Source organism: Chryseobacterium sp. JK1 (assembly GCF_050632815.1).
Taxonomy (GTDB): Bacteria; Bacteroidota; Bacteroidia; order Flavobacteriales; family Weeksellaceae; genus Chryseobacterium.
Genome location: NZ_JBODRU010000001.1, coordinates 927,626 through 953,593, shown reverse-complemented (window position 1 = coordinate 953,593; position 25,968 = coordinate 927,626). Strand labels below are relative to the sequence as shown.

Sequence of the window (25,968 nt, the reverse complement as noted above, 5' to 3'; positions counted from 1 at the left end):
AGCGCAAATATATGCTTATTTAAAAGGCTTAAGCTCCAGTAGAAAATTAAATATTATTAATGGCACAACATTTTTTTCTTATGATCTGGAAACCAAACAAATTCACATATCTACACCTTATTATAAAGAATTTTTTAATTGAATTATTTAGTTTTTCTTATCTAAATTTAATAAAAAAAAACAAACGATAAAACTATATTGATAAATAAAAAATAAAATTTTAAGATTATTTCTCACAACAATCTCATTTATAAAAGATTATTTTTATCTATTATCTCATTTCTATACATTAAAAAAATTATCGTCAGTAAAAATGATTCTTTTTTAAAGCTTTACACCAAGGAAAAACCACATAAAAAACGATTCATGAGTATTCCGAGAGTATACCAGTAAAAAACTACATTTTGCCAGACATTCTGAATTTTCCTGGTGTAACTCCTGTTATTTTCTTAAAAAATTTTGAAAAATTGGATGGGTCGTAAGTAAAAAGCCGTGCGATCTCCGCGACCGATTCATCTGACTCAACAAGCATTTTTTTAGCTTCGTGAATAATTTTTTCATCATAAAAATAGCATGGGTGCTGCCCTGTTTCTTTTTTTACAGTGTCTGTAAGATGCTTATGAGAAACAGCCAGTTCTCCTGCAATCTCATTAACTTCCATAAAACCAGCTATTCTTCCTGAAATAAGATCCTGAATATGCTTATCCAAAAAGGTAAAGTATTGGTGTGTGATCTCTTCACTTCTTTTCATCGTGTGTGTTTTTAATTAATATATAAATGTATGAATAAGAAATAAATAATACGATGAATTTCCATAAAATTAAAGATCGGGTCGTGGCAGAAATAATTTCGTAAACACAATTTGAGAATTTACCTGGTTTTAAAGTTTTTTTACTGCCAGTTTAAATGACTAAGCCGGTCCTTTCTTGCAGAAAATAAAAAGCAAAAGATCTCTTAGAGAGTTCCTTTGCTTTTGAGGAAAATCGTTTGTCTTCTTAGAATCATTATTTTGTAATAGAATAAGTTTCTTCAGTAGGGTTAGAAACTTTTTGCAAAAGTATCAATATGTTCCAAACCAGTTAAAAATTTTCTGTAGAATTAAGCTTTTTTTTCTGTCAAATTTTTACTACACCATAGTTTGTCTTTTTAGCTCATTGCTGAAAAAAGCTCTTTAGAGATATTTCAATATCGGCAACTATTGTTTATATTATTTTTAAGCATAAAATATAAAAATCAACAAATTACGACATCCATGTCTTATGGAGCCTGGTTGAAATAATATTCGAAAAAAAAATCACTATTTACAGATATATTATCAAGCAAAAGCAATTTTATATTATTCACCAATAATAGACATAATTAAAAACACTGGTAAAACACTTTCACAGATATCTGTTTGTGTCCATAAATTCATTATTTTTACACCAAGAAAACAATCTAAAAAACACAAAAATGCCAAGAAAACTCAATGACAAAAATTTATTTTCAATCGTTCCTGCTTATTAAAAAGACTTTGACTTGTACGAAAACTATTATTAACCGCTCTTTGTGATCACCAGAGAGTATAGATCAGTTTTTCATATATGAGAGTTTGGGCATTGTTTTTTGCTTGCTTATATTTACATATTTCAGGACAGCGCCATACATCTCTATGGTACAATATAGACAATGGATTGCCTCAAAGCAGTGCAAAGGCTATTGTTAAAGACAAATATGGGTTTATTTGGATTTCCACAGAAAACGGACTGGTTCGGTACGATGGCAGTTCATTTATTACTTTCAATAATTTTAAAATCAATAATCTGCACTTTGGAGAGTTTACGGGTGACCCGTTGATGGATAAAATTACGGTTCTGGATAACTTCCAGAGGGGTAAGATTGTTATCAAAAACAGGTTTCCTTCTTTAACCCAACCTCATAAAGATGTTGAAAACAGTTCTTCAGAAAGAAAGATTCCTTATCGGATTGTAAATAATAATATATCATCCAGCTTTTATGATGATACTCAATATTGTATAAAGTTTAGAAATTCCAAATACGTATTCAAAGAAAAAAATACGGTACTTTATCAGGATGAAAAGGGGCGGGAACTCAAAATAGCGATTCCGTTTTCAAGTAAAACGTTGAACCATGTCTTCGCATTTGATGAAATTCTTTTCATAAGTGATCTGAAATCCAGAAAAACGTACGCTCTTGATAAAGGAAAGATCAATATTCAGGAACCACTAAGCCTCTTTAATGATCCTGAAAACAAGGTATATTGGCAGCAGGTTACCAATCAGACTTTTATTATTAATCATAACAATATCTATCTTGTAGAGTATAAAGATGCTAAACTTACCCTTACTTTTCTTACTCAATATGATGAAATAGGCAGTCATTCTTACTGTTCTATGTTTTATGATGAAGATTTTAACAGGCTTTATCTGGGAACCCTTAATAATGGTCTTAACATTCTTAATCTTTCCCATTTTTATGTAGCAAAAAAGAGTGCTGATTTTTCCAACAATGTTTATTTTGCCTCTCTCCCCTTTGGTAAAAATACAATTATAGCCGAAGATGGAACCGTCTTGGGGAAGAATGGTATTGTCAATCATTTTTCATTGGGAAATAATGATAATCATCTGATGATGTATGATAGTCACGACAATATCCTGGTTCGTAAAAGAAACAGTATCATAAGATTTCATAAAGATTCCGGGTACAGAAAAAAAGATTCTACCCTTATCCAACCTGGATTTGAAAATTTCTTAAAAAGTGGCTCTCTGTATGCTTCAACGTTTTCAAATGATGTAGATTATCAGTTACAGATTTCAAAAAAAGATATCTTCAGTTCACAAGACTTAAATTATCGGTTTAAAAGTGCTATCAATACTTTTTATCAATACAGTGTTCAGGAAATTCTGACAGGTAATACGGATGGGCTGTATTCTGTTACACTGAGGAATAATACCATCACGCCCATTCAAAAAAATATTGATGTAAAAAGTATTATCAAAACAAAGGATGGGCTGATCTGGATAATGACCAACAAGAACGGATTTTTCCTGTTGAAAGATCGCAAGCTCATTAAAATGCCGAATGACAGGAATAATTTCCTCCAATCGGCTCACTATATTCTGGAAGATCGAAAAGGCTCTTATTGGATATCTTCTGACAACGGACTTTTTAAAGTTCCCAAAACACAACTGCTGAAGTATGCTTCCGACAGAAAATCACCTGTTTTTTACTATCGTTTTACCAAAAAAGACGGCTTCCTGACCAATGAATTTAATGGAGGCTCTGAGCCGAATGCTTATGAGTTGGAAAATGGAGAATTTGTATTTCCTTCTATGGACGGTTTTGTGTTTTTTAATCCGGACAGCATTAGAACGTATTATCCGGGTAAAAAGGACCTTTATATTGAAAGGGTAAAAATCGGAAATTCTGACACACAGTACTTTCACAGAACGCTTTCCCTGAAAAATGATTACAAAACGGCCGATGTTTTTATTGATATTCCTTATTTTTATAATCTGGAAAACCTCTATTTGGAAGCGAAAATCTCTGGCAGGGAAAATTTGGATTGGGAACCCATCGCAACCGGAAAAGAATTGAAATACACGATCAGCAATCTTAGCCCGGGAAATTATACACTCAACGTAAGGATGTTGGTTTCTCCGGATGGAGAATATCTTGAAAATAAAATCAATTTCAAAATTGAGCCCCTTTTCTATCAGACATTGCTTTTCAGGGTATCTGCTTCAGTTATTATTCTAGTTCTCATTATGATCATTGTTCAGCTGATGACCAATTTTTTGAGAATAAAAAATAAAGCTCTCAAACAAATCGTCCGCAATAAAAATTCAGAATTAAAAGAAACTTCTCTTACCCTGGAGGGAGTGAAAAGTGAGCTGCAAAAAGAAACAGAATATCAGAAAAAACTGGTGGAAACCATTAGCCATGATATCACAACGCCTATCAGGTTCATAGCTATGCTATCTCAGAAACTTTATGAGTCAGATGATCTGGAGCTTCAGAAGAAATATTTTGACAGTATTTATAAATCGTCTGAGCAGTTGTATCAGTTCACATTGAATTTAAAGGAATACACCGAGCTTTATAAAGCTGAGAACATTTTTGAGGAAGAAGAATATCCTATCAACAGGATTCTGGAAATCAAGAGAAAGCTATTCTGGGAAATTGCCAAAGAAAAAGGAACCACTATTATTAATAGTACCGAAAATAAAGTCTTTTCCCGAGCCAATGAAAGTATCCTAACAGCTATTATTCATAACATCCTTGATAATGCGGTTAAAAATACTTTTGAAGGAGAAATAATCCTTAATATTACAGAAAGTAACGAAAAAACGATAATCATAATTACCGATACGGGGACAGGAATGTCCGAAGACCAGATCAACAACTATATGAACTTATTCAGAAACCCTAACCTGGAAACACCGAGTTTTAAAGGAAAAGGGCTCGGGCTTCATATGGTAATTCATCTGGTAAAAAAAATTAAAGCTGAAATCAGTTTTGCCCGGAATTCTCCTCAAGGAACTATTGTGAAAATAATACTCAAAAAAAACTAAACTCTATATGAATGACAGAATCTTAATCGCTGATGATCACTATGTTGTGAGAGCAGGCACCGCTCTCGTCCTGGAATCTGCCTATCCCCAGCTTACCATTGACTTTGCAGAAGACTATGAGCAGGTGAAACAAATGCTCGCAAATCAATATTATAATCTCCTTATTTTAGATATTGATATGCCCGGAACTCAGTATAAAAAAATGATTTCTGAACTTAAAACGATTCAGAGTACCATAAAAATCCTTGTCTTTTCAGGCTATGATAAAGATGTCGCCATTCAGTACATCCGTGAAGGAGCTGAAGGATATCTGAACAAACAAAGCAGTGAAGATGAAATAAAAAATGCAGTAAAAGCAGTCATCGAAAAAGGATATTTTTATCCTGCCGAGATTATAGGGCTGATCATTCAGAATAAAAGAGACAATCCTGCAGAAAAACTTTCATCGCGTGAATATGAAATTTTTAAACTTCTGGCAGATGGCAACGGAAATCTTGAGATCGCCAACAAACTCAATATTCAAATGTCTACGGTGAGTACTTACAAAAAAAGGATTTTTCAGAAGCTTGATGTAGGAAATATTGCTGAATTGATAAAAGCCTATGAAATGATGCACTAGTAGGTTTTAGGACCTAACAGCTCTTTTTCCTCTCACTACCCTATTCTATTGATGTGTTTTACCAATAGAAATGATTGAAACAATGATTTTTAAATTCAAAAAATAATCAGGAAATTTGTAGGAGTTTATTGTTCTGTTCAATCTATGCATTTTAACTGCAAAAATCATGAACCTATCTGAAAAAGCTGATCAGGGAAGCCAACGTTTCCGGTATATAAAACTTTGTATTTTCTTTTCCGGACTTTCCGTATTTGCACAGCTTTATCTTTTTCAACCTATGCTGCCTATGGCTGCGGAACATTTTAAAGTTTCTGTGGGTGATACTTCATTGCTTGTATCTTCTTCTACAATAGGAATGGCATTGGGACTGTTGTTTTTCGCTTTTAAAGCAGACAGCTACTCCAGAAAAAGCCTGATGGTATTTTCTTTGATTTCTTCGGCCTTACTCACCATTATTTCCACCTGGATTCCCAGCCTCAGTCTTCTGATCGGGATTGGAGTATTAAAAGGCTTTGTTGTTTCAGGCGTTTCGGCTGTTGCTCTAGCCTATCTCACAGAAGAACTAAGTGCACTGGCTGTCCCCATGGCTATCAGTATGTATCTTAGCGGAAATACGATTGGAGGAATGAGCGGGAGAATATTGGCAACCCTTATTGCAGGAGAATTCGGATGGCGTAATGCTGTGCTGATGATAGGAATTGAAAGTTTACTATTAGGTCTTGTTTTCTGGAGACTGTTTCCTGAATCAAAATTCTTCAATCCACAGAAAACAGATTATCATCTTAAGGTAAAACAGATGCAGTTCTTCCTTACCAACCCTTATATGCTTCGTTTGTACTTTATCGCGGCTTTACTCATGGGGGTTTTTGTAAGTGTTTATAATTACCTGACCTTCAGATTAGAAGACAAACCTTTTTCTTTAAGTCATTTTATTATTGCTTTTATCTTTCTGATGTATACTTTCGGGGTCTTTGGAACAATGATCGTGGGGCGGCTTTCCAAAAGATTTTCAATGAATGATATTCTGAAGGGTACTATTCTTTCAATGCTTACAGGAGCACTATTATTGCTTTCAGAAAATATTTATATCCTTATTTTCGGGCTTGGCCTTTTTACCCTTTCATTTTTTGCGGCTCATACGATGGCCAGTCAGATGACGGCGCTCTATGCCAAACGAGGTAAATCTTCCGCAACTTCTATTTACTGGCTCTTTTATTATTTTGGTTCAAGTATCCTGGGAAGTGGTACTGGTTATATTCTCCATGCCTATTCGTGGAACGTTTTTATGGCTGTGCTGATGGTATCTGTTATTATTGCACTTATTCTTGCCACTTTCAATACCTCAAGAGAAAAGAAAAAAGTATAGTACCACATAGATACCACATTTTTCGACCAAGAATTTTTAAAATAGTGGTCTACAAGCTATCTCCCTTAACATTCTATTCATTTCTCTCCTGAAAATTTAACATAATATTGACTAAAATCCAGAATGATATTCCAGTGCAGGGCATAGTATTTGCTTTTCACAAAGAACCATTTTATCATTAAAAATCAAAATAATATGAACGTAGCAGATCTAAAAATCAAAAACTTAGTCGAGTACAAAAATCAGATTTATACGATCACTGAGATTTTTCACAGTACTGAACAGGCATATTTTGTTAAAATTGAAAATGATATTCAAAGTATTTCGGTTCCGGCAGATTCGATCAAACCTATTAAAATTACAGAAGAATGGCTTGAAAAACTGGGGTTCTCAAGAACGTACAGTTCAGACCAGAGAATACGGTATGAAAGACCCGAAACATTTATAAAATACGATATCGATCTCAGTTCGAGGAAAATACTTGAAGGATTAAAAATATATGGAAATGCAATAAAATGCAGATACATTCATGAGTTCCAGAATATTTTTTCATGTTTATTCGGAAAAGAGCCCATGTTACAATTTGGCTATCTGAAGACAGAATCGTAGGTACCTTACATCATTTTAAAAATATAGAAAAACCGCGCTTATCTCTTAAGCTGCGGTTTTTTTATCTAAAAAATATTCTATTATTTCATTCTCTTAAATTCAATATTCTGAAGATTTCCTCCGGAAAGTACAAATCCGGCTGCAACATTGTTTTTGTCATATTTAAAATCAAGACCTCCAAAAAATGACTGATATGAATATACCTTTGAACGATTCTGAAAGTGCAGTCTGATATCTCCATTCAATGCATGTCGGGCTATTAATGTATCGTCTTCAATCAGAAGTTCATATATGGTATTAAATTCTTCATTTCTATAAAACCCAACATAGGGTGTGAGATCTATTTCCTTTTCTTTCAAATGTTTTAGAATGACTTTCTTACAATGGAAACTAAAATCACCAATATTGAAGGTAACCGCTTCCTTCTGAAAGACAAAGTTTCCTGTAGGAATAGCAGGTATGCCAAACTTTTCATCTCCCATCACGGAAAAAGGAGTTGTATCACCCTCAAAATAAAGGCTTTTACCATCTGTCTTTATGTTCAGATAACTCCCGGGATTCATCTCATAAGTTCCTGCAAAATTCTGAAGCTCCGAAGGTGAATAATTCATTTTCTTTGCCGGTGGCGGAAGTACCTGCTGATCTTTAAGAAATACATCAATCAATCCATATGCAATTAATAATCCGTCAAATACACTTTTATTTCCCGCCAATACAATAGAAAGGTTATATTGGGGGACATGGAGGATATAAGATCTGTACGCCGCTGTACCTCCACCATGAAAAACAATATCAAGACCTTTGTATTTTCCGGTCTGCAGGCCAAGTCCATACTGTATTTTCTCTTCGCTATTCAATACCGTATTCTTTTGCATTTTATCATAAATTTCCCGGTTTCCGATTGTTGGCTTCTGAAAATTCATTGCCCACAGACAAAGATCGTCCAGTGTAGTAAAAATATTGGAAGATCCATTTTCCATCTGCCCCAGATTATGCTTGATAAACCCGGAACCTTTTTTATCGTAGGATTCGGCCTTATTAGGAATTATTTTTACAGGATCATTCACTGCCATGGAGTGATTCATATGTAAAGGCTGAAAGATATATTCGTTGAGTATTTCAGGAAAGTCCTTTTTATAAATTCTGTGGAGAACTTCTGAAAGCAGCATAAAACCTGTATTATTGTAGCTATACTGATCTCCCGGTTTAAAGTTGACACTTCGGATGGCCAATACCGTCTTTATCGCTTCCGCATTGGTCACCCTGAATTCATCCCCAAAACCCTGCATTTTTTTGATATTGGTAAAATCCGGCAGTCCATGAGTATGATTTGCCAATTGCCTGATCGTGATTTTGTAAGGTAAATGTTTCAGTTCGGGCAGATAAGTTCGAATATCATCCTCAAATGAAAGCCTTCCCTCCTGCTCGGCCAAAAGAGCTACAAATGCTGTAAACTGCTTGGAAACAGAAGCGATATCAAACGCTGTAGAATCTGTAATTGGAATACGGTTTTCCAAATTGGCCAGTCCGTAGTTTCTTTTATAGATTATTTTTCCGTCGTTAATAATTCCTACAGCCATTCCAGGTGCATTTGCCTGAGCATAACTGTTGAGGAGCGAATCTACTCTCGTAATTTTATTTTGTAGGTTTGATTGTCCGAAGCATGTTCCTATGTTCAGAACGGTAAAAAGTAACCATGTAAATTGAATCTGAAGTTTCATCTTGTATAATTTTGAATGATGAAGCAAATCTGGAAATTTACATCGGTTTACATATCCGACTACCGGAATTCGGACTATTTTTATATCAAAAATGAGTCCGAATTTAAATCGGACAATATCTAAATACTTGATTTTCTGTAATCTGTAGGAGTAGCCCCTGTTTCTTTTTTAAAGGCTGTATAAAACGAAGATTTAGAATTGAATCCCACTTCATACAATACTTCAAGTACTGTCAACTGAGGTTGATCTTTAAGCAAAGCTTTAGCCTGATTGATTCTGAACTCATTAATGAAATCAAAAAAATGTTTACCTGTATGTTGGTTGATTAATATTGAAAGTTGTTTTTCAGACATTTTCATCTGTTCTGATAATTTCTGTAATGTCAACTTATCATCCAGGTAAGGCTTTTCAATGGTCATGAATTCAAGAAGATCTTTCAATGCTTCCGGCTCTTCTTTAGATATAGTTACAGGTGGTACCGAAATGAGATCTTTATTGATTCCCGCTAAGAGATTGGGACGATACAAAGCATGTAAGACAAACCAACTGATAACAAATAGTACAAACACTGAAGTGAAAGCATATAAGTATAAAGAAATGGTTTCGTTACTCTTTAATAAACCTCTGATTAATACAAAGACATTTCCAATCACAAAAAGAATGGTAGTCTGCATCAGCCATTGATAGGTCATATGGTGATTGCTTGAATAATTTTCCTGATACAACTTCCTGAATGTTCTCAATGTCAGAAGCACAGCGATGATATAAAAGTAATACTGAAGAGTAGAAACGATTTCAAATATCCAACCTGCCCTCTCAGATAATCCCTGAGTTCCCAGCCAGATAAGAAAGATGGCAAAAGGAAGGCAATGTAAAAGGTGTTTTTTGCGAAGGGTAAAGTTATAATAACAGGCTGCATTCACATATAAATAATACAAAGGCATCTGCAGCAAAACACTAGAAATTTTAAATCCATTAATTATTTTATTGTCAGAAGGTTCCAGAAAAAAACCAGAAAAATCGACAACGGAAATCAATAGAAAAGCAGCAAATAAATAGTTGGGTAACTTTCTTTCCGATTTCGCCGTTAGTAAAAAAACACTTAACAGCAAAAAGAGGAAAAAAATAATTTTACCCAGATCGTTTATGAATGATAGATTCTCCATGCTCATAGTCACAAAACTACAAATAATCATGACTGATAGGAAGAATGATTTATTATTTATTAATGAAAAGGTATTTCTTATAAAAAATTAATACAGCAAATGAAACCGATTGTTTCATTTGCTATATTAAAAAGGTTGCTCTCTAGCTTTTAAAAACATGCTTATTGGCTAACTTTAAAGTATAAGAGTTTTTAACTTTAGTGAGCGTATATTTACCCTTTTTATACAGTTGTCCTTTTTTGGATGGTTCTTTGTCAAGGATCAAACTTCCTTCAGCAGAAGGCATAAATAGCTCTGCTTTTGTACCATCCTCACTCAGAATAACGGTTGCATTGGATTTGTAAGATTTTTTGGGATTAACTTCTTTCAGCTGTATTTTTTCTTCAAAAAGTCTGACACAGTCATTTTTCAGTACGGAAAAAGAGTATCCTGCAGACAGTTTACATCCGTGTTTATCTTTGTCTGAACCTGTTCCTTTCGGGACAAGCTGTGCCGAAACTGTTGAGGTGAACAATACAACTGCTGCTGTAAGTAATAATTTTGCGTTTTTCATATTGTATATTTTAAAATGAATTTTATAAGTAAAGATGTTCTTCCATATATTTCTGAGATTGTATTCCAAAATCATGATCTATATATGATGCTTCAATTCATTTTCTTAGTATAACAAAAATTCAACCATTTTTTTCATTGTATGACATTAAAGAAAGCAATTCATCAATAAAAAAAACGATAATACCACACTAAATTTGTATATCATTGATCTGTTATTACTTGCAAAAAAGTATATTGACAAAAAATAAATACTTTAAAGCATATTTTAAAAGACAATGAAAATATCTTTCAATGAGTCATAGAATACTGTTTTGGATTTGTCCCGATATGCTCTTTAAATATTTTTGAAAAATGGCTGAGGTTAGTAAATCCAAGCTGGTATCCCGCTTCCGAAACTGTATATTGTTTTTCCCGGAGCAGAAAAGCGGCTTCTTTCATTCTGAATTTCTGATAATAACTGAAAATACTGTCTCCAAAAACCTGCCTGAACAAACGTTTCAATTTTGTTGGACTCATTCCCGCCTGCAATGACAGTTCACCAATGACAGGCGGAATTTCTAAATGGTCAAGGATTTTCTTTTTTACGTTATAAATCGTTTCTATATCTTTTGGATTTAAAGGATAAAGGTGCTTCTCTTCCCGCTTCTCCAATTCGATCAGTAATCTACAGATCAATTCTTCAGCTTTGACCCGAAGAAAAAAAAGTTGAAAACTTTCATCAACAGAATCCGAAACAATTTCATTAACCACCAATTGCAGAGAAGGATAAATCAGTTGTTCGAAAATAAGAGGTTGTGAGTTTTGCAAAAGGCTCTGCAAAACCGGTGACTGATCTGAAGAAGAAAAGAGTCCTTTCAGATACTCTGCATCTACTTCAATATTAATAGTGGCAGTATTGCTGTGAATTGCAATCACCTCATCCGTATTCATTCTGCTGGTCCCTATTAAAACAGAAGGCAGGTATGATCGATTGGCCTCATATTGTAATGTCTCAATCTTAGGGAAAACATTCTGAAATTTAAAGAACAACATTTTTTTGGTTGTTTGGAGGTCTTTGTTTTCAATAGTAACATTTTCTTTCAACTCATAATTGCTGATAAGCATTCTGATATAATCATTGAAAATAAACCCGGTACAATATCCGTTTCCAAACTGAGACGGAATTTCCAGTTTTCTTCCTTCTATTTGAGTTCCCAATGCAATTGCCAGCCATTTCAGAACATCAGGAACTGTATGATCATTACAATCCATAAAAAGTCTTTTACAGTTATTTTTAGGTCCAATATAGTTATTTTGCCTCTAAAATATCACGCAATTTTGTATCAATCAATACCCTTATTAACAATGATACTAAAAGATAAGAAAGTTGCCATTATAGGCGCAGGTCCTGTCGGCCTTACGATGGCAAGATTACTTCAGCTGCAAAATGCAGACGTTACGGTATATGAAAGAGATCAGGATCCTTATGCAAGAATTTTTGGAGGAACCCTTGATCTGCACAAAGGATCAGGCCAGGAAGCCTTGAAAAAAGCAGGATTACTGGATACTTACTATCGAAAAGCAATTCCCATGGGCATTACCATAACCAATCAAAATCTTACGACTTTGGTTACCAAAGAGATTACCCCGGAAAACCAATTTGACAATCCGGAAATCAATAGAAACAGCTTAAGAACAATGTTGGTTAACAGTCTGAAATACAACACAGTGATTTGGGACAGAAAATGTTCTGGGCTCGAAATTCAGGATGAAAAATGGAATCTTCTTTTTGAAAATGGAACCCAGGCAACAGCTGACCTCGTCATAGCAGCCAATGGCGGAATGTCCGGAATAAGAAAATATGTTACGGATACTTCAGCTACAGAAACAGGAACAGTGATCGTTCAGGGTGACATTCCCAATCCTCAAAAAGACTGTCCTGAGTTTTATCAATTATGCAATGGCAAAAGACTGATGACAGCATACCAGGGAAATTTAATCGTAATCAACCCGAATAACAATGGAGCATTGAGCTACGGAGTCATTTTTAAAAAACCTCATGATTTTGAATTGGCTTCAAAAGATACCGAAACCATCCGCAGATTCCTCACAAAAAGATTCGCACAATGGGATGAGCGTTATGGAGCCTTATTTCAATCAACATCTTCCTTTTGGTATCTGCCTACCAAAAAACTGCCGCTTGACAAACCATGGAAAAGAAATCGTCCCTTACCTATAACGCTGATAGGAGATGCTGCCCATCTTATGCCTCCTTTTGCCGGACAGGGTGTAAATACCGGACTTATGGATGCATTGATATTATCCAATAACCTAGCGGACGAAAAGTTAACTTTTTTGCAGGACGCTATTGACAACTATGAGCAACAGATGTTTCTATATGCAACAGAAGCTCAAATTTCATCCTCCAACAATGAAATGGAAATGCGGCATCCCGATTTTTCCTTTCAACAATTGATTCAATAGATCAATCATTGCACAATGTGGTTGGATTTGGTAATCAACCCATTATTTCACATCTGTTTTATTAGTATCTTTACTCTTATTAATAAGGTAGAAATGAAGGATGTAATTGTGTATCAAATTGATTCATTCACACAAGAAAAATTTAAAGGAAATCCGGCTGGAGTTGTGTTAAATGCTGAAAAACTGACTTCTGAAGAAATGCAGTTGATCGCCAGAGAACTCAATAATTCGGAAACAGCATTTGTATTGAAACCCAATTCTGAAAATGAAGGTTTTGATTATCATATCCGCTATTTCACTCCGACAACAGAAGTTCCTATTTGTGGACATGCTACGATAGCCGCCCTCTACGCAAAAGCAATAGAAAGTAAGTTGGAATCATGCATCATTAAAATTTATACTCAAGTCGGAATTCTCCCTATTTATATTGAGAGAATTGAGAATGATTATCAAATTACCATGACACAAGGAGCCTTCCAGCTGAGCCCTGTTTTTGATCTTTCAACAGAAGAAAACATTGTAAAAGCACTGGGATTAAAAATGGAAGATCTTGATGAAAAATGCCCTGTACAAATTGCTTCTACCGGACATTCCAAAGTAATGATCGGAATTAAAAGCAGAAGTATATTAAACAGTCTTACTCCAGATTTTACGAGCCTGGCTCAGCTAAGCAAAATGATAAATTGCAACGGCTATTTTGTATTCACATTTGACACCGATGATGAGAATATCCTTACTTATGGAAGAATGTTTGCCCCTGCAATCGGTATTTCTGAAGATCCGGTCACAGGAAATGCTAATGGCCCGTTGGGAGGATATCTCATTCAAAACAAAATTATAGAAATGGCTGACGGAACTTTTGAGTTTACGGCAAGGCAGGGAGAAGCCATCAACCGCATCGGAGAAATGAAAGTAGAGGTTACCGTTAATAATAGTATACCCAACACAATCAGAATTACAGGAAATGCGGTAGTTGTGTTTCGGGTAACGATGTCTATTTGATGAGTCCGAAAATTCATCCTTTACATTCTGCATTTCATCCTTTAAATAGTAAAAACCATCATTTAACAAACTAAACAACAATTAGTTACAAAATTATTAAAGTTTCTTTGTGCTTTCAAATAAGAAAGTAATGAAAAAGAAATGGATAATAATTGCTACACTAGTACAGGCAGTTCAAACTTTTGCACAAATAGAAGTAAGATCAGAATATCTTCCCAAACAAAAGTACATTAATGATAACGGAGACAAGACAGAAGCAAAAAGTTCTGTGGTTACCACTACTTTTACAGCAACAATTCCTGTAAGTGTACGTCCTACAACTTATCATCAGCCCAAAATATGGGCAGCTACACTGAATGCGTCTTATACTTCATTTAATAATGACGGCATAGCATCAGAAACCATTCCTAAAGAAATGGGCTCTGCAGATCTTGGAGTACTCTATATGAGCCCGATCAACGAGAAATTGATGTTTATTGGAGGGGCATCTGCCGGAATATATTCTACCCATACAGATCTCAATAAGATTGAAATGGATAACCTTGTTGTTAATATCTACTCCTCATTTATATGGCAGTTACGTCCCAAAATAAAAGCCGGTGTTGCGCTTATTGCAAACAATGCTTTTGATAAACCTATGCTTATTCCAATGCCCTACTTTCAGTACCATAGTGAAAAGAAGCGCGGTATGGAATATCATGCAGAATTAAGTTATAATCCTAAATTTTCTGTAGGGTACAGATTCAATGACACATTTGCTGTACGCATCGTGAACCGTCCAAAATTTTTCTTTTCTACAGCTAAAATTGACGGTCAGAAAAAATATTTTGATCATCATTATGTCAGTTTGGGTCTGGAACCTGAATACCGTTTCAATAACTGGACTGTAAGTGGAACATTAGGAGCTAATTTTGGGCGGACAGACCGCTATAGAGACCGAGAACCTTCTCAGTTTCTAAAATGGGGAAATGCTACTTTTGATCCTTCCTTTTATGTTTCTGCGGGGATTAAGTATAACTTTGCAGAAAAACGATGATAATGATGAAAAAGAATGATGACAGCTCCCTATTTTACCTCCAATCTATATCCATCAGAATATGAATTTTTCTGAATTTTTCCGGGATAAGGAAAGAAAGTCCAACAGATATGTGATTATTTTCTATTACTTCGTAGTCACCACCATTTACACGGTTTACCAGATTTTTTTCTTCAATACCATTATGAAGAGCAGTATTTTATCAAAAGTAAGCCTTTGGGATAATTTTCTGCTGCAGTTGGCCCTCTTCTATCCTATTATTCTGGTCATGACATTTCTGGATTATCAGCTCATCAAGTTGATCAACAGGATTACTCCTATGCATAATAGCCTTTACAGACATGCTTCTTCCCTGTTTGTGAGCAATATTCTGCTGTGTATCATTCTATATTTTACGTTCAACTTTATGGTGACCGAGATATTTGATGTGGGAATTAAGCAGTCTCTATCCTATAAATCGGGGCTTATTCTCAACATCACCGCCAACCTGCCGATTTTGCTTGTTCTTGATCTGTTATTTTATTTTCAGGCAGAGCGTAAAGCCATTAAAGCTTCTGAAAAGGCTAAAAGAAATATGCTTATGTATCAGTATAATGCTTTAAGAGCACAGGTTAACCCGCACTTCCTGTTTAATTCACTGAATGTCCTTTCTTCGTTGATCTATGAAAATCAGGATCAGGCAAACAAGTACACCAAAGCGCTTTCTCAGGTATACAGACAGGTCCTTTCGGTAAGCAAAAAGCCCTTAAATACATTAAAAGAAGAGATGCATTTCTTCAGGCAATATTTGTTTTTGATGGAAATCAGGTTTGAAAACGGTTTTAAAATCGAAATAGACTCTGTACAAGAATGGGAACATCGCACAGTTGTGGCATTCAGTTTTCAGCTTCTTCTTGAAAATGCCTTTAAACATAATGTGAGTTCCATAGCAGATCCTTTGCTGATCCATATTTCCGTCAATAAAGATGGCGTTTCTTTCCAAAACAGAATATCTTTACGGAATGATGTTACCAAGGGAGAAGGAATAGGCCTGTCTTTTCTGAATACACAATACGACCGCTATCATAAAAAACTGGAAATAAAACAGGATGAAGATCTTTTTATTGTAAAAATACCTTTCATAGAATGAAGAAATATTTAATTGTTGAGGATGAACGTCTGGCTTTTTCAGAACTGAAAAGAATGATGGATAAGCTCCGTCCTGGCTATATCTTACTAGAAAGAACCCAAAGTGTTTTGGAATCTGTAGAATTTCTAGAGGAAAATAAACCGGATTTTATTCTCATGGACATCAGTCTGTCTGATGGCAGCTGCTTTGAAATATTTAATCATATCAATGTGGAAGTCCCTATCATCTTTACTACGGCCTATGATGAATATGCCATTCAAGCTTTTACAGTAAACAGTATCGATTATCTGTTAAAACCCATTTCCGAAGAAGATCTTGAACGTGCGATCATAAAGCTGGAAAACCTTCATTTCAACAAAGAGCAGGAAGCTATGGGAATTCGAATGGTAGAGTCTGCCTTAATGAAAAAGGTTAAAAATCGCTTCCTTGTACATTCCAGAGAAGGATATCTTTACGTAGAATCCCGGAATATCGCCTATTTCTACAGTGAAGAAAAGGTTGTCATGCTTCATACCCTGGATGATAAACGGTACATTATCAATTATACTTTGGACCAACTGGAAGGCCAGACTCCCGCAGATCTGTTTTTCAGGGTTTCCCGCAATTGTATTGCCAACATAAAAGCTATTAAAGGAATCAAGAAAACAATCAACAGCCGTCTCATTATTGCATTTGAACCCCCATGTCCTCATGAAATTATTGTAAGCCGGGCTCGGGTACAGCATTTTCTGGAATGGTTAAATGATGATTAAACTCTATCATCCTGCTATTATCCGAAAAGTTAAGGATAGATTTTTGAATACTTCACCTTCAATACTGATATTTTTTGGTTTCCCGATAAAACAATAAGTATATTTGTGTAAGGTTCTTTTGTATGAATATGCTTACAGACAAATTCGGAAGACATATCAATTATCTAAGACTGGCTGTTGTTGACCGCTGCAACCTCCGATGTACCTATTGTATGCCGGAAAACGGATTGGTGTGGATCAAGCAGAATGATCTGATGACTGATGAAGAAATGGTAAGAATATGTTCCATTTTCACTGGCTTAGGCGTCAATAAAATCAGAATAACAGGCGGAGAACCTTTTGTAAGAAAAAACTGCATCAGTCTTATTGAAAATATCTCACATCTCAATAATCTTACAGATCTGAGTATCACCACCAATGGACTTCTTACCGAACCATATATTCCACAGCTTAAAGAGTTTGGAATAAAATCGGTTAACCTGAGCCTTGATACATTGGACGAAAACAGATTTTTCACAATCACCCGCCGCAGAAGCTTTAACAAAGTTATGAAGACACTTGACAGTTTGCTTAAACATGAGATTCAGGTAAAAATCAATACAGTGGTGATGGAAAATCAGAATATAGAAGATATTATTCCGCTGGTTCAGCTTACGAAAGATCTTCCTGTAGATGTACGTTTTATTGAGGAAATGCCCTTCAATGGAGATGATCACACAACAACTCTTCATTGGAATCATTCAAAAATTCTTAATCATATCAAAGATTATTTTCCACAGCTCATCAAAACTGAAGACCCTAAAAGCTCCACTTCGTATCAATATAAAATACCCGCATTCACAGGTAATATCGGGATTATTGCTGCCTACACCCGCTCTTTTTGCGGTGATTGTAACAGGATCCGAATTACCCCTTCCGGAATACTGAGAAGCTGTTTGTATGAAGGCGGCGGCATCAATCTGAAAGATGAAATACGCTCAGGAAAAACCGACGAAGAACTTACCCATATTATCATCAAAACAATACATCATAAACCCAAAGACGGTTGGGAAGCTGAAAAACACACTTTAACGGCTTCACAGATCCACCAGTCTATGGCAACAATAGGAGGATAACTATGGAAATGATCACCGTACAACAGGCAGAAAATATAATACTTTCCCAAATTCAGAACTTTGGGGAAGAATATGTTTCTTATGAAAAGGCATTAGGCAGGATTTTGGCAGAACATCTTATAGCAGACAGGGGCCTTCCTCCTTTTGACAGACCTACTGTAGATGGAATAGCGATTAAATATGAAGCGTATGAAAGAGGAACCTCATCTTTCAGAATTAAAGCCGTACAAGCTGCAGGAGAACCTTCTGTATCTATTGATTCAGATGGCGAATGTGTTGAAATAATGACAGGGGCCGCCTTGGACCATTCTGTAGATACCGTTATTCGCTACGAAGATATTTCTATTGAAAATGGAATAGCAAAGCTTACTATTCATATAAAAAAAGGACAAAATATTCATCTGAAAGCGAGGGATAAAAAACAAGGAGAAATATTGGTAAAAACCAATCAGGTAATCTCCCCTGCTGTTATCGGAATTGCTGCTTCCATTGGAAAAACCTCTCTGCTGGTGAAAAAACTGCCCAAGGTTCTTATTATTTCTACAGGAGACGAGATGGTAAGCCCAGAATCGGTTCCCAGTCCGTTTCAGCTAAGGAGATCAAATGGAATCACCATACAGTCTGTTCTGAAAAAATATGGTATTCAGGCAGATAATCTTCACCTTAATGATGATTATAATGAAATCAAAAAGGAACTTTCCCGCTGTATTATTGAATACGACATTCTTCTCATGAGTGGCGGAGTTTCTATGGGAAAATTCGATTATCTGCCTAAAGTTTGTGAAGAACTTGGAATAAAAAAGCTTTTTCACAAGATAAAACAAAGACCGGGAAAACCATTCTGGTTTGGTAAAAACTCAGATCATAAACTGGTTTTTGCTTTTCCGGGAAATCCTGTTTCGGTATTTATGTGTCTGCATCGGTACTTTATTCCCTGGCTGGAACAATCTATGGGTATTGAAAGTTCACAACAGTATGCTGTTTTACAGAATGATATTGATTTTCCTTTTACTCTTCAATACTTTGCGCAAGTGAAGCTTCAGGTCAATCAACAAGGACATCTCACCGCAGAATCTGTTAATACCAACGGTTCCGGTGATTTTTCTCACCTTGCCGATACGGATGCTTTCATAGAACTGCCTTTGGAACAGAATACCTTTAAAAAAGGAGAAGTTTTTAAAATATGGAAATATAATTTATAACTGAAAAAATTGATTAAAAATACATGAATACATAGATAAAGAACATTCGTGTATATAAATCCCGATTCAAAATATATGTCAGACTTTACCCATCTTAATAAAAACGGACAACCCGTCATTGTAGACGTAGGAAATAAAGAAATCACCCATAGAAAAGCTGTGGCCCGGGCCATCATTTCTTTACCTGAAAATGTTTTGGAGGCCCTGAAGAAAGATGATTTTAAAACTAAAAAAGGTTCTGTATTTCAAATTGCCATTATTGCCGGAATTATGGGAGCAAAGAAGACCAGTGACCTGATCCCGCTTTGTCATCCCATTGGACTTGACAACTGCAATTTGCAGATAGAGCTTAACGAAAAAAACGAAATCGTGATTGAATGTGCCACCAGTGTTGAAGCCAAAACAGGTGTGGAAATGGAAGCACTTACCGGAGCTTCTACAGCCGCATTAACGATCTATGACATGTGTAAAGCATTCAGCCATGATATTATCATCAAAGAAATTAAATTAATAGAAAAATCAGGGGGAAAAAATGATTTCAGAAGAACATAAAACAATACCTGCCATCAACGGTCTTGTTCTGGCGGGTGGTAAAAGTGTACGGATGGGACATGCTAAGGATTTGCTCAACTGGCACGGAAAAGAACAGCGCTATTTTGCAGCAGATCTTCTGGCTCCTTTCTGTGATGAAGTTTTCATTTCCTGCAGACAGGATCAATTGGAAAATTTTAATAGCGGTTACCAAGCTCTTACCGATACATTCCTGAATATGGGACCATTCGGAGGTATTCTTTCCGCATTGCGGTCTCAGAGAGATAAAGCCTGGCTGGTGGTTGCCTGTGATCTTCCTCTTCTTGACCGGAAATCCCTTGAATTTTTAATTCAGTCGAGAGATCCTGAAAAGGCCGCTACTACCTATGAAAGTCCTTTTGATGGACTGCCGGAACCTTTAATCACGATTTGGGAACCGAAAAGCTATCCTCTTCTGCTTAATTTTCTGGGAATTGGAAATACGTGCCCAAGAAAAGTTTTGATCAATAGCGATACCCTTATCCTGAAGCCCGATAATCCGGATGCCTTAATGAATGTAAATACCCCGGAAGATGCGGCAAAAGCTCAGAAAATATTAAAAAATTAGCCCATCAGAAACTTTTTAAGATTTTAAAGGAATTGTATGAATACATCATTGGAACGTTATCAGTGTCAGATTGCTTTACCAGGTTTTGGAACAGCAACTCAGGAACTGCTTAAAAATGCAAAAGTTCTTATTGTAGGAATGGGAGGACTTGGCTGTCCCTGCGCACAATATCTCGCTTCTTCAGGAGTAGGAACCATTGGTATTGCGGATGACGACCATGTTTCTTTAAGTAATCTTCATCGTCAAATCCTATATACCCCTGATGATATTGGTCTCTTAAAAGTAGATGTGGCGGCAAAAAAACTCCAGGTACAAAATCCTTCTGTTACTGTTATTCCTTATCCAATGAGAGTTTCCTCTTCCAATGTTTTGGATCTGATCTCAGAATTTGATCTGGTTATTGAAGGAACCGATAATTTTGAAACCAAATGTTTACTCAATGATGCCTGTGTACTTCAAGGAAAGCCTTTGGTTTACGGAGCCATCTATCAACATGAAGGGCAAGTAAGCATTTGGAATGTTTTGCAGCAGGACGGCACTTATTCTCCCAATTATCGAGATGTTTTTCCCAATGCAGAAAATGCACAGGTTCCCAATTGCAGAGAAGGAGGTGTTATTCCTACCCTCGCAGGAATAGTTGGCTGCATGCAGGCTAATGAAACTATTAAATATATAACACAGTCCGAAGATATTTTATCGGGCAAACTCTGGATGATGAATGTTTTGAGTGGCAGAACACAGGTTATTAAACTTAAAAAAACATCACTATCCATTACAGAATTACCTCAAACCGTTCAGCGTATAACTTTTGAGCAATTGACCCAGGACAATAAAAGTCATTTTGAAATAATAGATGTACGCACTCAGCAGGAACACGAAAATTTTAATATTGGTGGAAAAAATATTCCTTTGGATGAATTACAGGAGAACTTCCATTATATTTCTCGTATTACCCATCCTATTGTTTTTTATTGTCATTCCGGAAAACGGAGTATAGAAGCAACTAAAACCATTAAAAAAGTTTTTCCTGAAAAAGAGGTATTTTCTTTACAAGACGGAATAAGCAAGATGATTCATTAAAAAAGACTTTACAATAGCATTTTATTCGTCAAATAAACTTTCATCAGAGTAAAATACCTTCCCATCGCGAATTCTCGCCGGTGAAGTATAGGGATGCTCTTCGGTTTTTCCGATATTCATAATATGCTGTACATCCCAGTCTTTCGCTTTAAGATAATCTGAGATCATAGATCTGTGGCAGCTCCACCATACGGCTTCGGAACACATCAAAGCTGTTGTTTTCTTCTTTGCAATATGTTCAAGCTTTTCAACAGCCTTACTAAACTCTCCGGTTTGCATATAATCGGCATATCCACGGAAAGACTCGTTTTTCCACCGGCTGTTTACTGAGTTGGGCTGTACTTTCCTTCGTCCGCCCAACTCTTCCAGATGGATATATTCAATATGATTCTCCGGTAAAACTTTATGCAGATTGTCTTTGCTAAACCAAGGAAGTCTCTTTGATCCCGGAAATCTTCTTACATCTGCCAATACTTCAATATCAAATGATTTCAGCATTTCAATAAAGTATTCCAACTGATGAACAGAGTGTCCTATTGTATAGATTACAGGTTTTTCTAAAGATTCCATCATGTATTATTATCTAATATCAGTCTATGATATTCTGTACTTGCTTTTGAGCATGAGAAATCGTTTCTCCTGCCATTTCATGAATCGTTTCATCAATCATAACACTCATGCTGTTCAATGCCAGATCATTCGCTTCTGTACCGAACGGCTCTTCAATTTCATCCGCTATGGCCTCAAAGGCGACAAATGTATAGGCAACAAAGACTACAATAAGCGGTGTAAACCACCTCAATGAATCTACAAGCCCAAATGGTAAAAGAAAACAGTAGATATATACTGTACGATGTAATAAAACTCTGTAGCTATAAGGAATCGGAGTAGAAACAATTCTTTCACAACCTCCTACAATATCGGAAAGTTTGTCAAAATTTTCATCAAAACGGGATTGCTGAATAGAATCTATAATTCCCTCTTCCCTAGCCTTCTGCACCCATTCTCCCAATAAACGCATAATAACTGCAGGTTTGTATTTTGCCGCGGCAACAACTTTCATTTGGTCTTCATTTAGCCTTTGCTGTAAGTCTTCGTAAGAATCTGTCCCTCTGAGCTGATGTTTTAAAGCGAAAATGAAAGCTCCTAACAAATTGATAAAATCAGAAGATGAAAGACTGGTTTCTTTTGTACTTTTTAAGGTTAAAACCTGACGTGTTAACGATCTGGCAGTATTTAATAAAGCTCCCCACAATTTTCGCCCCTCCCAGAACCTATCATAGCTCGCACTATTCCTGAATCCTAAAAAAAGAGCGAGCACAAAGCCAAATAAGGTTAAAGGGGCCGGATTAAGCGGAACTTTAAATGAAAATATCATCCCACGCAGGTACACAACTCCCAGTGATAAAATAAAAAGTAAAAAAAGACGTGGCAACAACCTCGGCAATACGGAGCCATGCCAAACAAAAAGCATTTTGAACCAATTTTCCTTCTTCCTTATAATCATACTTTCTTTCGTTAAGTCTTTATCTAAAATTTTATTTTTTAATCTGCCCCACCATCAAAGATTCCAGTTGATAAGAACTGCGGGCCGGCTTTTTCTCTCCTTCTGCAATAATACGAAGCGGACTCCGGTAAAGGCTTTCCATCAACAGTATCTGCTACGATTACATTTTTGTCTGCAATGGAAGCATCGATTTCTGCCAAGGAAAATAATACCTGATATCCGTCTGTACATTTAGCCAAAAGATATTTTGAAAGATTTTCTCCATGAAGTTCTTTACCTGAAGAAACTCCCGCTTTTGCAAGAATCTCCTGAACGGAAACACCAGAGTATACATGAACATTGCCGTCTTTGTCTTTTAGTGAAGCTTCCTTTCTTGGCATTTTTGATAGATCAGCCAAACTCAGTTCTAAAGGTTTTGAAACGTCGCCGTTTACTTTCAGTTTAAAACCGGACTGGCAGAATACCCAACCGGACAGGAACAGAAGAACTACAGGCAATATTTTTTTCATAGTACAATATTAATGATAATTATGATCTTTGAATGGCTCCCCGATAAAGCATTTCATCTACTTTTTTATACACCTCGGGATCGTGTTTTTTAATTTTAATCTTAACATATTTAGAAGCAGGCATATTGCTTTCTTTTACGACGTTGTTTACAGAGACCAGAACATTGGTTTCGGGAAAATAAGTGACTGTATTTTTTTCAGGAATCTGATAAGAAACAATGATAAACAGAGGAGCAACTCTTTCTATTCCGTCATCATAATTGTAAAGATCTACTCTATCACCTGCTTTAAATCCTGCTTTATCAATATCTTTCTGATTCATAAAGATGACTCGGCGTTCATTTTTTATTCCACGGTATCTGTCGTCCAATCCGTAAATGGTTGTATTAAACTGATCGTGAGTACGGGTGGTAGCCATCATATATTCGTCGGGAGCAAGTGTATTATCAGGAATTTCCGTTAAAGTAAATGGTGCACGTCCTCCAAGATCTTTGGAAAAACGCTGCTCATCTCTGGCTCCATTCGGAAGATAGAATCCTCCTTTTTGTCTGACGCGTACATTATAGTCTGTAAATCCAGGGATGCATTGCTCAATATCATCTCTTATCGCATCGTAACTGTCATGATAACGCTGCCAGTTAACGACAGACCGACTTCCTAAAGTAGCCATAGCCATACGGCATACGATTTGGGTTTCGTTGATCAGGTTATCGGATACGGCATCCAGCATTCCCTTTGAGCTCTGAACGACTCCCATTGAATTCTCTGTGCTTACAATCTGTACTTCTCCATTTACGATATCTTTGTCACTTCGGCCGTAAGTAGGCAGAATAAGCGCTTCTTTACCATGCACAAGATGGCTGCGGTTGAGCTTTGTAGAAACACATACCAAAAGATTGAGTCTCCGTAACGCGTGAGCTGTAAAAGTAGTATCCGGAGTTGCAGAAAGAAAATTACCGCCCATACAGAACATCACTTTTACTTTTTCCTCATGAATGGCTTTTATGGCCCGTACTACATCATACCCATGTTGGCGTGGAACTTTGAAACCATAGAAATTTTCAAGACGGTCAAGCTGTTCATCGGTAGGTTTCTCATCTATCATCATGGTTCTATTTCCCTGTACGTTGCTGTGGCCGCGCACAGGACATACTCCTGCTCCCGGTTTTCCTATACTTCCTTTCAATAGAAGAATATTCAGGATTTCTCGGATCATATCTACGCCATTGGGCTGTTGTGTAAGCCCCATGCCCCAGCTGATGATGATCCGTTTTTTGAATGCGATCATTTCTGCTGCCTGATAGAGAGCTTCCTGGGAAACACCTGAAAGTTCAGCCAGTTCGTCCAGGTTATAATGATCAAACTGTTTCAGAAATTCTTCATATCCTACTGTTTTGTCTCTGATAAACTCTTCATCAAAAACTTTCCCAGGGTTTTTCTTTTCCAACTCAATTAAAATAAGTTCCAGAGCTTTCAGCAACGCCATATCACCATTGATCTTTACGGGTAAATAAAGGTCTGCAAGCTGTACTCCGCCTCTAAGAATTGCTTTTACATTCTGAGGATCGATAAATCCCATTAATCCGGCTTCTGGTAAAGGGTTGACGGCGATGATTTTAGCCCCGTTTTTTTTCCCTTTTGTCAAAGCACTCAGCATTCTCGGGGCGTTGGTGCCCGGATTTTGTCCTATAATAATGATAAGTTCAGCATTATGAAAATCGTCCAGGGTTACTGTTCCTTTGCCAATTCCTATGGTTGGTCGTAACGCTGATCCGGAGGTTTCATGGCACATATTGGAACAGTCAGGCATATTATTGGTTCCAAATTCTTTGGCAAACAACTGATACACAAATGACGCTTCATTACTTGTACGCCCGGAAGTATAAAAAGCGGCTTCATTGGGTGATTCTAATGCATTGAAATGTTCCGCTATTTTTTGAAAAGCATGATCCCAGCTTATGGGTTCGTAATGGGTTGCTCCCGGTGCCAGATACATAGGGTCGGTAAGACGTCCCATTTTTCCGATCTGGTGGTCATCTAATTTTGCAAGGTCGTATAGGGAGTTTTGTCGAAAAAACTCGGGGGTTACTTTTTTTGTTGTAGCTTCTTCAGCCAGAGCTTTTGCTCCGTTTTCACAATATTCACCCAGAGCAGACCGCTCATCGTCTGGGTCCGGCCATGCACAGCTTGGGCAGTCGAACCCACCCATCTGATTCATTTTAAATAATGCCCTCATCCCCCGGACAGGTGTTTTTTCTTCTATTAAATCACTAAAAGCAGCCATTACAGCAGGCACTCCCGCTGCGGCTTTGCCTACATGTGTCAGTTTAAGGTCGAGTAAAGTGAAGGGGTTTTCAGCGCTGGGTTCGTGGCTGATTTTTTCTTCTACCTTGTTTTTATTATTTTCTTCCATACTCTTTATTTT

At 36.4% G+C, this 25,968-nt stretch carries 23 protein-coding genes; 14 read left to right on the top strand and 9 right to left on the bottom strand.

Going from position 1 to position 25,968, the window contains the following annotated elements; all coding sequences use genetic code 11:
• Positions 1-397: 397 nt before the first annotated feature.
• Complete coding sequence (locus tag ACQ76T_RS04175) at positions 398-751, bottom strand: helix-turn-helix domain-containing protein (RefSeq protein ID WP_431342085.1); 354 nt, start codon at positions 749-751, stop codon at positions 398-400.
• 832 nt (positions 752-1,583) lie between these two features.
• On the opposite strand from ACQ76T_RS04175, the gene ACQ76T_RS04170 reads away from it, so the two are divergent.
• From ACQ76T_RS04170 to ACQ76T_RS04155, 4 genes are all read left to right on the top strand, one after another.
• On the top strand, positions 1,584-4,574 hold the full coding sequence (locus ACQ76T_RS04170) for an ATP-binding protein (protein WP_431342084.1): 2,991 nt from the start codon (positions 1,584-1,586) through the stop codon (positions 4,572-4,574).
• A 7-nt stretch (positions 4,575-4,581) separates the two neighbouring features.
• Positions 4,582-5,193 (top strand): response regulator, encoded by a 612-nt coding sequence (locus ACQ76T_RS04165; RefSeq protein WP_431342083.1) that lies wholly within the window; start codon positions 4,582-4,584, stop codon positions 5,191-5,193.
• Between the two features lie 166 nt (positions 5,194-5,359).
• Entirely contained in the window at positions 5,360-6,559 is a 1,200-nt protein-coding gene (locus tag ACQ76T_RS04160) for an MFS transporter (protein WP_431342082.1), read from the top strand.
• Positions 6,560-6,754: 195 nt separating this feature from the next.
• The gene (locus ACQ76T_RS04155; protein WP_431342081.1) at positions 6,755-7,168 is read left to right on the top strand and encodes a hypothetical protein; all 414 of its coding nucleotides are present in this window, start codon (positions 6,755-6,757) and stop codon (positions 7,166-7,168) included.
• Between the two features lie 80 nt (positions 7,169-7,248).
• Here ACQ76T_RS04155 and ACQ76T_RS04150 read toward each other — a convergent pair whose 3' ends face one another.
• The 4 genes from ACQ76T_RS04150 to ACQ76T_RS04135 form a co-directional block, all read right to left on the bottom strand.
• The gene (locus tag ACQ76T_RS04150; protein WP_431342080.1) at positions 7,249-8,889 is read right to left on the bottom strand and encodes a serine hydrolase domain-containing protein; all 1,641 of its coding nucleotides are present in this window, start codon (positions 8,887-8,889) and stop codon (positions 7,249-7,251) included.
• Between the two features lie 119 nt (positions 8,890-9,008).
• Positions 9,009-10,055, bottom strand: coding sequence for a helix-turn-helix domain-containing protein (locus ACQ76T_RS04145; RefSeq protein ID WP_431342079.1), 1,047 nt, complete (start codon positions 10,053-10,055; stop codon positions 9,009-9,011).
• 142 nt (positions 10,056-10,197) lie between these two features.
• Positions 10,198-10,608 (bottom strand): hypothetical protein, encoded by a 411-nt coding sequence (locus tag ACQ76T_RS04140; RefSeq protein WP_431342078.1) that lies wholly within the window; start codon positions 10,606-10,608, stop codon positions 10,198-10,200.
• Between the two features lie 290 nt (positions 10,609-10,898).
• Positions 10,899-11,861 carry a helix-turn-helix domain-containing protein gene (locus tag ACQ76T_RS04135; protein WP_431342077.1) on the bottom strand — a complete coding sequence of 321 codons (963 nt, stop codon included), beginning with the start codon at positions 11,859-11,861 and terminating at the stop codon, positions 10,899-10,901.
• Positions 11,862-11,954: 93 nt separating this feature from the next.
• On the opposite strand from ACQ76T_RS04135, the gene ACQ76T_RS04130 reads away from it, so the two are divergent.
• The 10 genes from ACQ76T_RS04130 to ACQ76T_RS04085 all read left to right on the top strand — a co-directional run bounded on the left by ACQ76T_RS04130 (position 11,955) and on the right by ACQ76T_RS04085 (position 21,527).
• Entirely contained in the window at positions 11,955-13,073 is a 1,119-nt protein-coding gene (locus ACQ76T_RS04130) for an FAD-dependent oxidoreductase (RefSeq protein ID WP_431342076.1), read from the top strand.
• 93 nt (positions 13,074-13,166) lie between these two features.
• Complete coding sequence (locus ACQ76T_RS04125) at positions 13,167-14,075, top strand: PhzF family isomerase (RefSeq protein WP_431342075.1); 909 nt, start codon at positions 13,167-13,169, stop codon at positions 14,073-14,075.
• 130 nt (positions 14,076-14,205) lie between these two features.
• Positions 14,206-15,111 (top strand): DUF6268 family outer membrane beta-barrel protein, encoded by a 906-nt coding sequence (locus ACQ76T_RS04120; RefSeq protein WP_431342074.1) that lies wholly within the window; start codon positions 14,206-14,208, stop codon positions 15,109-15,111.
• Between the two features lie 61 nt (positions 15,112-15,172).
• Positions 15,173-16,240 carry a sensor histidine kinase gene (locus ACQ76T_RS04115; protein ID WP_431342073.1) on the top strand — a complete coding sequence of 356 codons (1,068 nt, stop codon included), beginning with the start codon at positions 15,173-15,175 and terminating at the stop codon, positions 16,238-16,240.
• The gene (locus tag ACQ76T_RS04110; RefSeq protein ID WP_431342072.1) at positions 16,237-16,992 is read left to right on the top strand and encodes a LytR/AlgR family response regulator transcription factor; all 756 of its coding nucleotides are present in this window, start codon (positions 16,237-16,239) and stop codon (positions 16,990-16,992) included. Before ACQ76T_RS04115 ends, ACQ76T_RS04110 begins: the two co-directional genes overlap by 4 nt.
• A gap of 128 nt (positions 16,993-17,120) precedes the next feature.
• Positions 17,121-18,107: a GTP 3',8-cyclase MoaA gene (gene moaA / locus ACQ76T_RS04105; protein ID WP_431342071.1), complete on the top strand. Its 987-nt coding sequence runs from the start codon at positions 17,121-17,123 to the stop codon at positions 18,105-18,107.
• A gap of 2 nt (positions 18,108-18,109) precedes the next feature.
• Entirely contained in the window at positions 18,110-19,309 is a 1,200-nt protein-coding gene (locus ACQ76T_RS04100; RefSeq protein WP_431342070.1) for a molybdopterin molybdotransferase MoeA, read from the top strand.
• 75 nt (positions 19,310-19,384) lie between these two features.
• Positions 19,385-19,861: a cyclic pyranopterin monophosphate synthase MoaC gene (gene moaC, locus ACQ76T_RS04095; RefSeq protein WP_431342069.1), complete on the top strand. Its 477-nt coding sequence runs from the start codon at positions 19,385-19,387 to the stop codon at positions 19,859-19,861.
• Positions 19,842-20,447 carry an NTP transferase domain-containing protein gene (locus ACQ76T_RS04090; protein WP_431342068.1) on the top strand — a complete coding sequence of 202 codons (606 nt, stop codon included), beginning with the start codon at positions 19,842-19,844 and terminating at the stop codon, positions 20,445-20,447. The genes moaC and ACQ76T_RS04090 overlap by 20 nt, the downstream gene beginning before the upstream one ends.
• A gap of 36 nt (positions 20,448-20,483) precedes the next feature.
• Positions 20,484-21,527: a ThiF family adenylyltransferase gene (locus ACQ76T_RS04085; protein ID WP_431342067.1), complete on the top strand. Its 1,044-nt coding sequence runs from the start codon at positions 20,484-20,486 to the stop codon at positions 21,525-21,527.
• A gap of 21 nt (positions 21,528-21,548) precedes the next feature.
• On the opposite strand, the gene ACQ76T_RS04080 is transcribed toward ACQ76T_RS04085, so the two are convergent.
• The 4 genes from ACQ76T_RS04080 to ACQ76T_RS04065 are packed head-to-tail and all read right to left on the bottom strand — an operon-like array spanning position 21,549 to position 25,956.
• On the bottom strand, positions 21,549-22,100 hold the full coding sequence (locus ACQ76T_RS04080; protein WP_431342066.1) for a DUF488 family protein: 552 nt from the start codon (positions 22,098-22,100) through the stop codon (positions 21,549-21,551).
• A 16-nt stretch (positions 22,101-22,116) separates the two neighbouring features.
• On the bottom strand, positions 22,117-23,034 hold the full coding sequence (locus tag ACQ76T_RS04075; RefSeq protein WP_431342065.1) for a bestrophin family protein: 918 nt from the start codon (positions 23,032-23,034) through the stop codon (positions 22,117-22,119).
• A gap of 38 nt (positions 23,035-23,072) precedes the next feature.
• A complete protein-coding gene (locus ACQ76T_RS04070) occupies positions 23,073-23,543 on the bottom strand; it encodes a molybdopterin-dependent oxidoreductase (RefSeq protein ID WP_431342064.1) in 471 nt (156 codons plus the stop codon).
• Positions 23,544-23,562: 19 nt separating this feature from the next.
• Positions 23,563-25,956: an FdhF/YdeP family oxidoreductase gene (locus ACQ76T_RS04065; RefSeq protein WP_431342063.1), complete on the bottom strand. Its 2,394-nt coding sequence runs from the start codon at positions 25,954-25,956 to the stop codon at positions 23,563-23,565.
• Between the last annotated feature and the right edge of the window lie 12 nt (positions 25,957-25,968).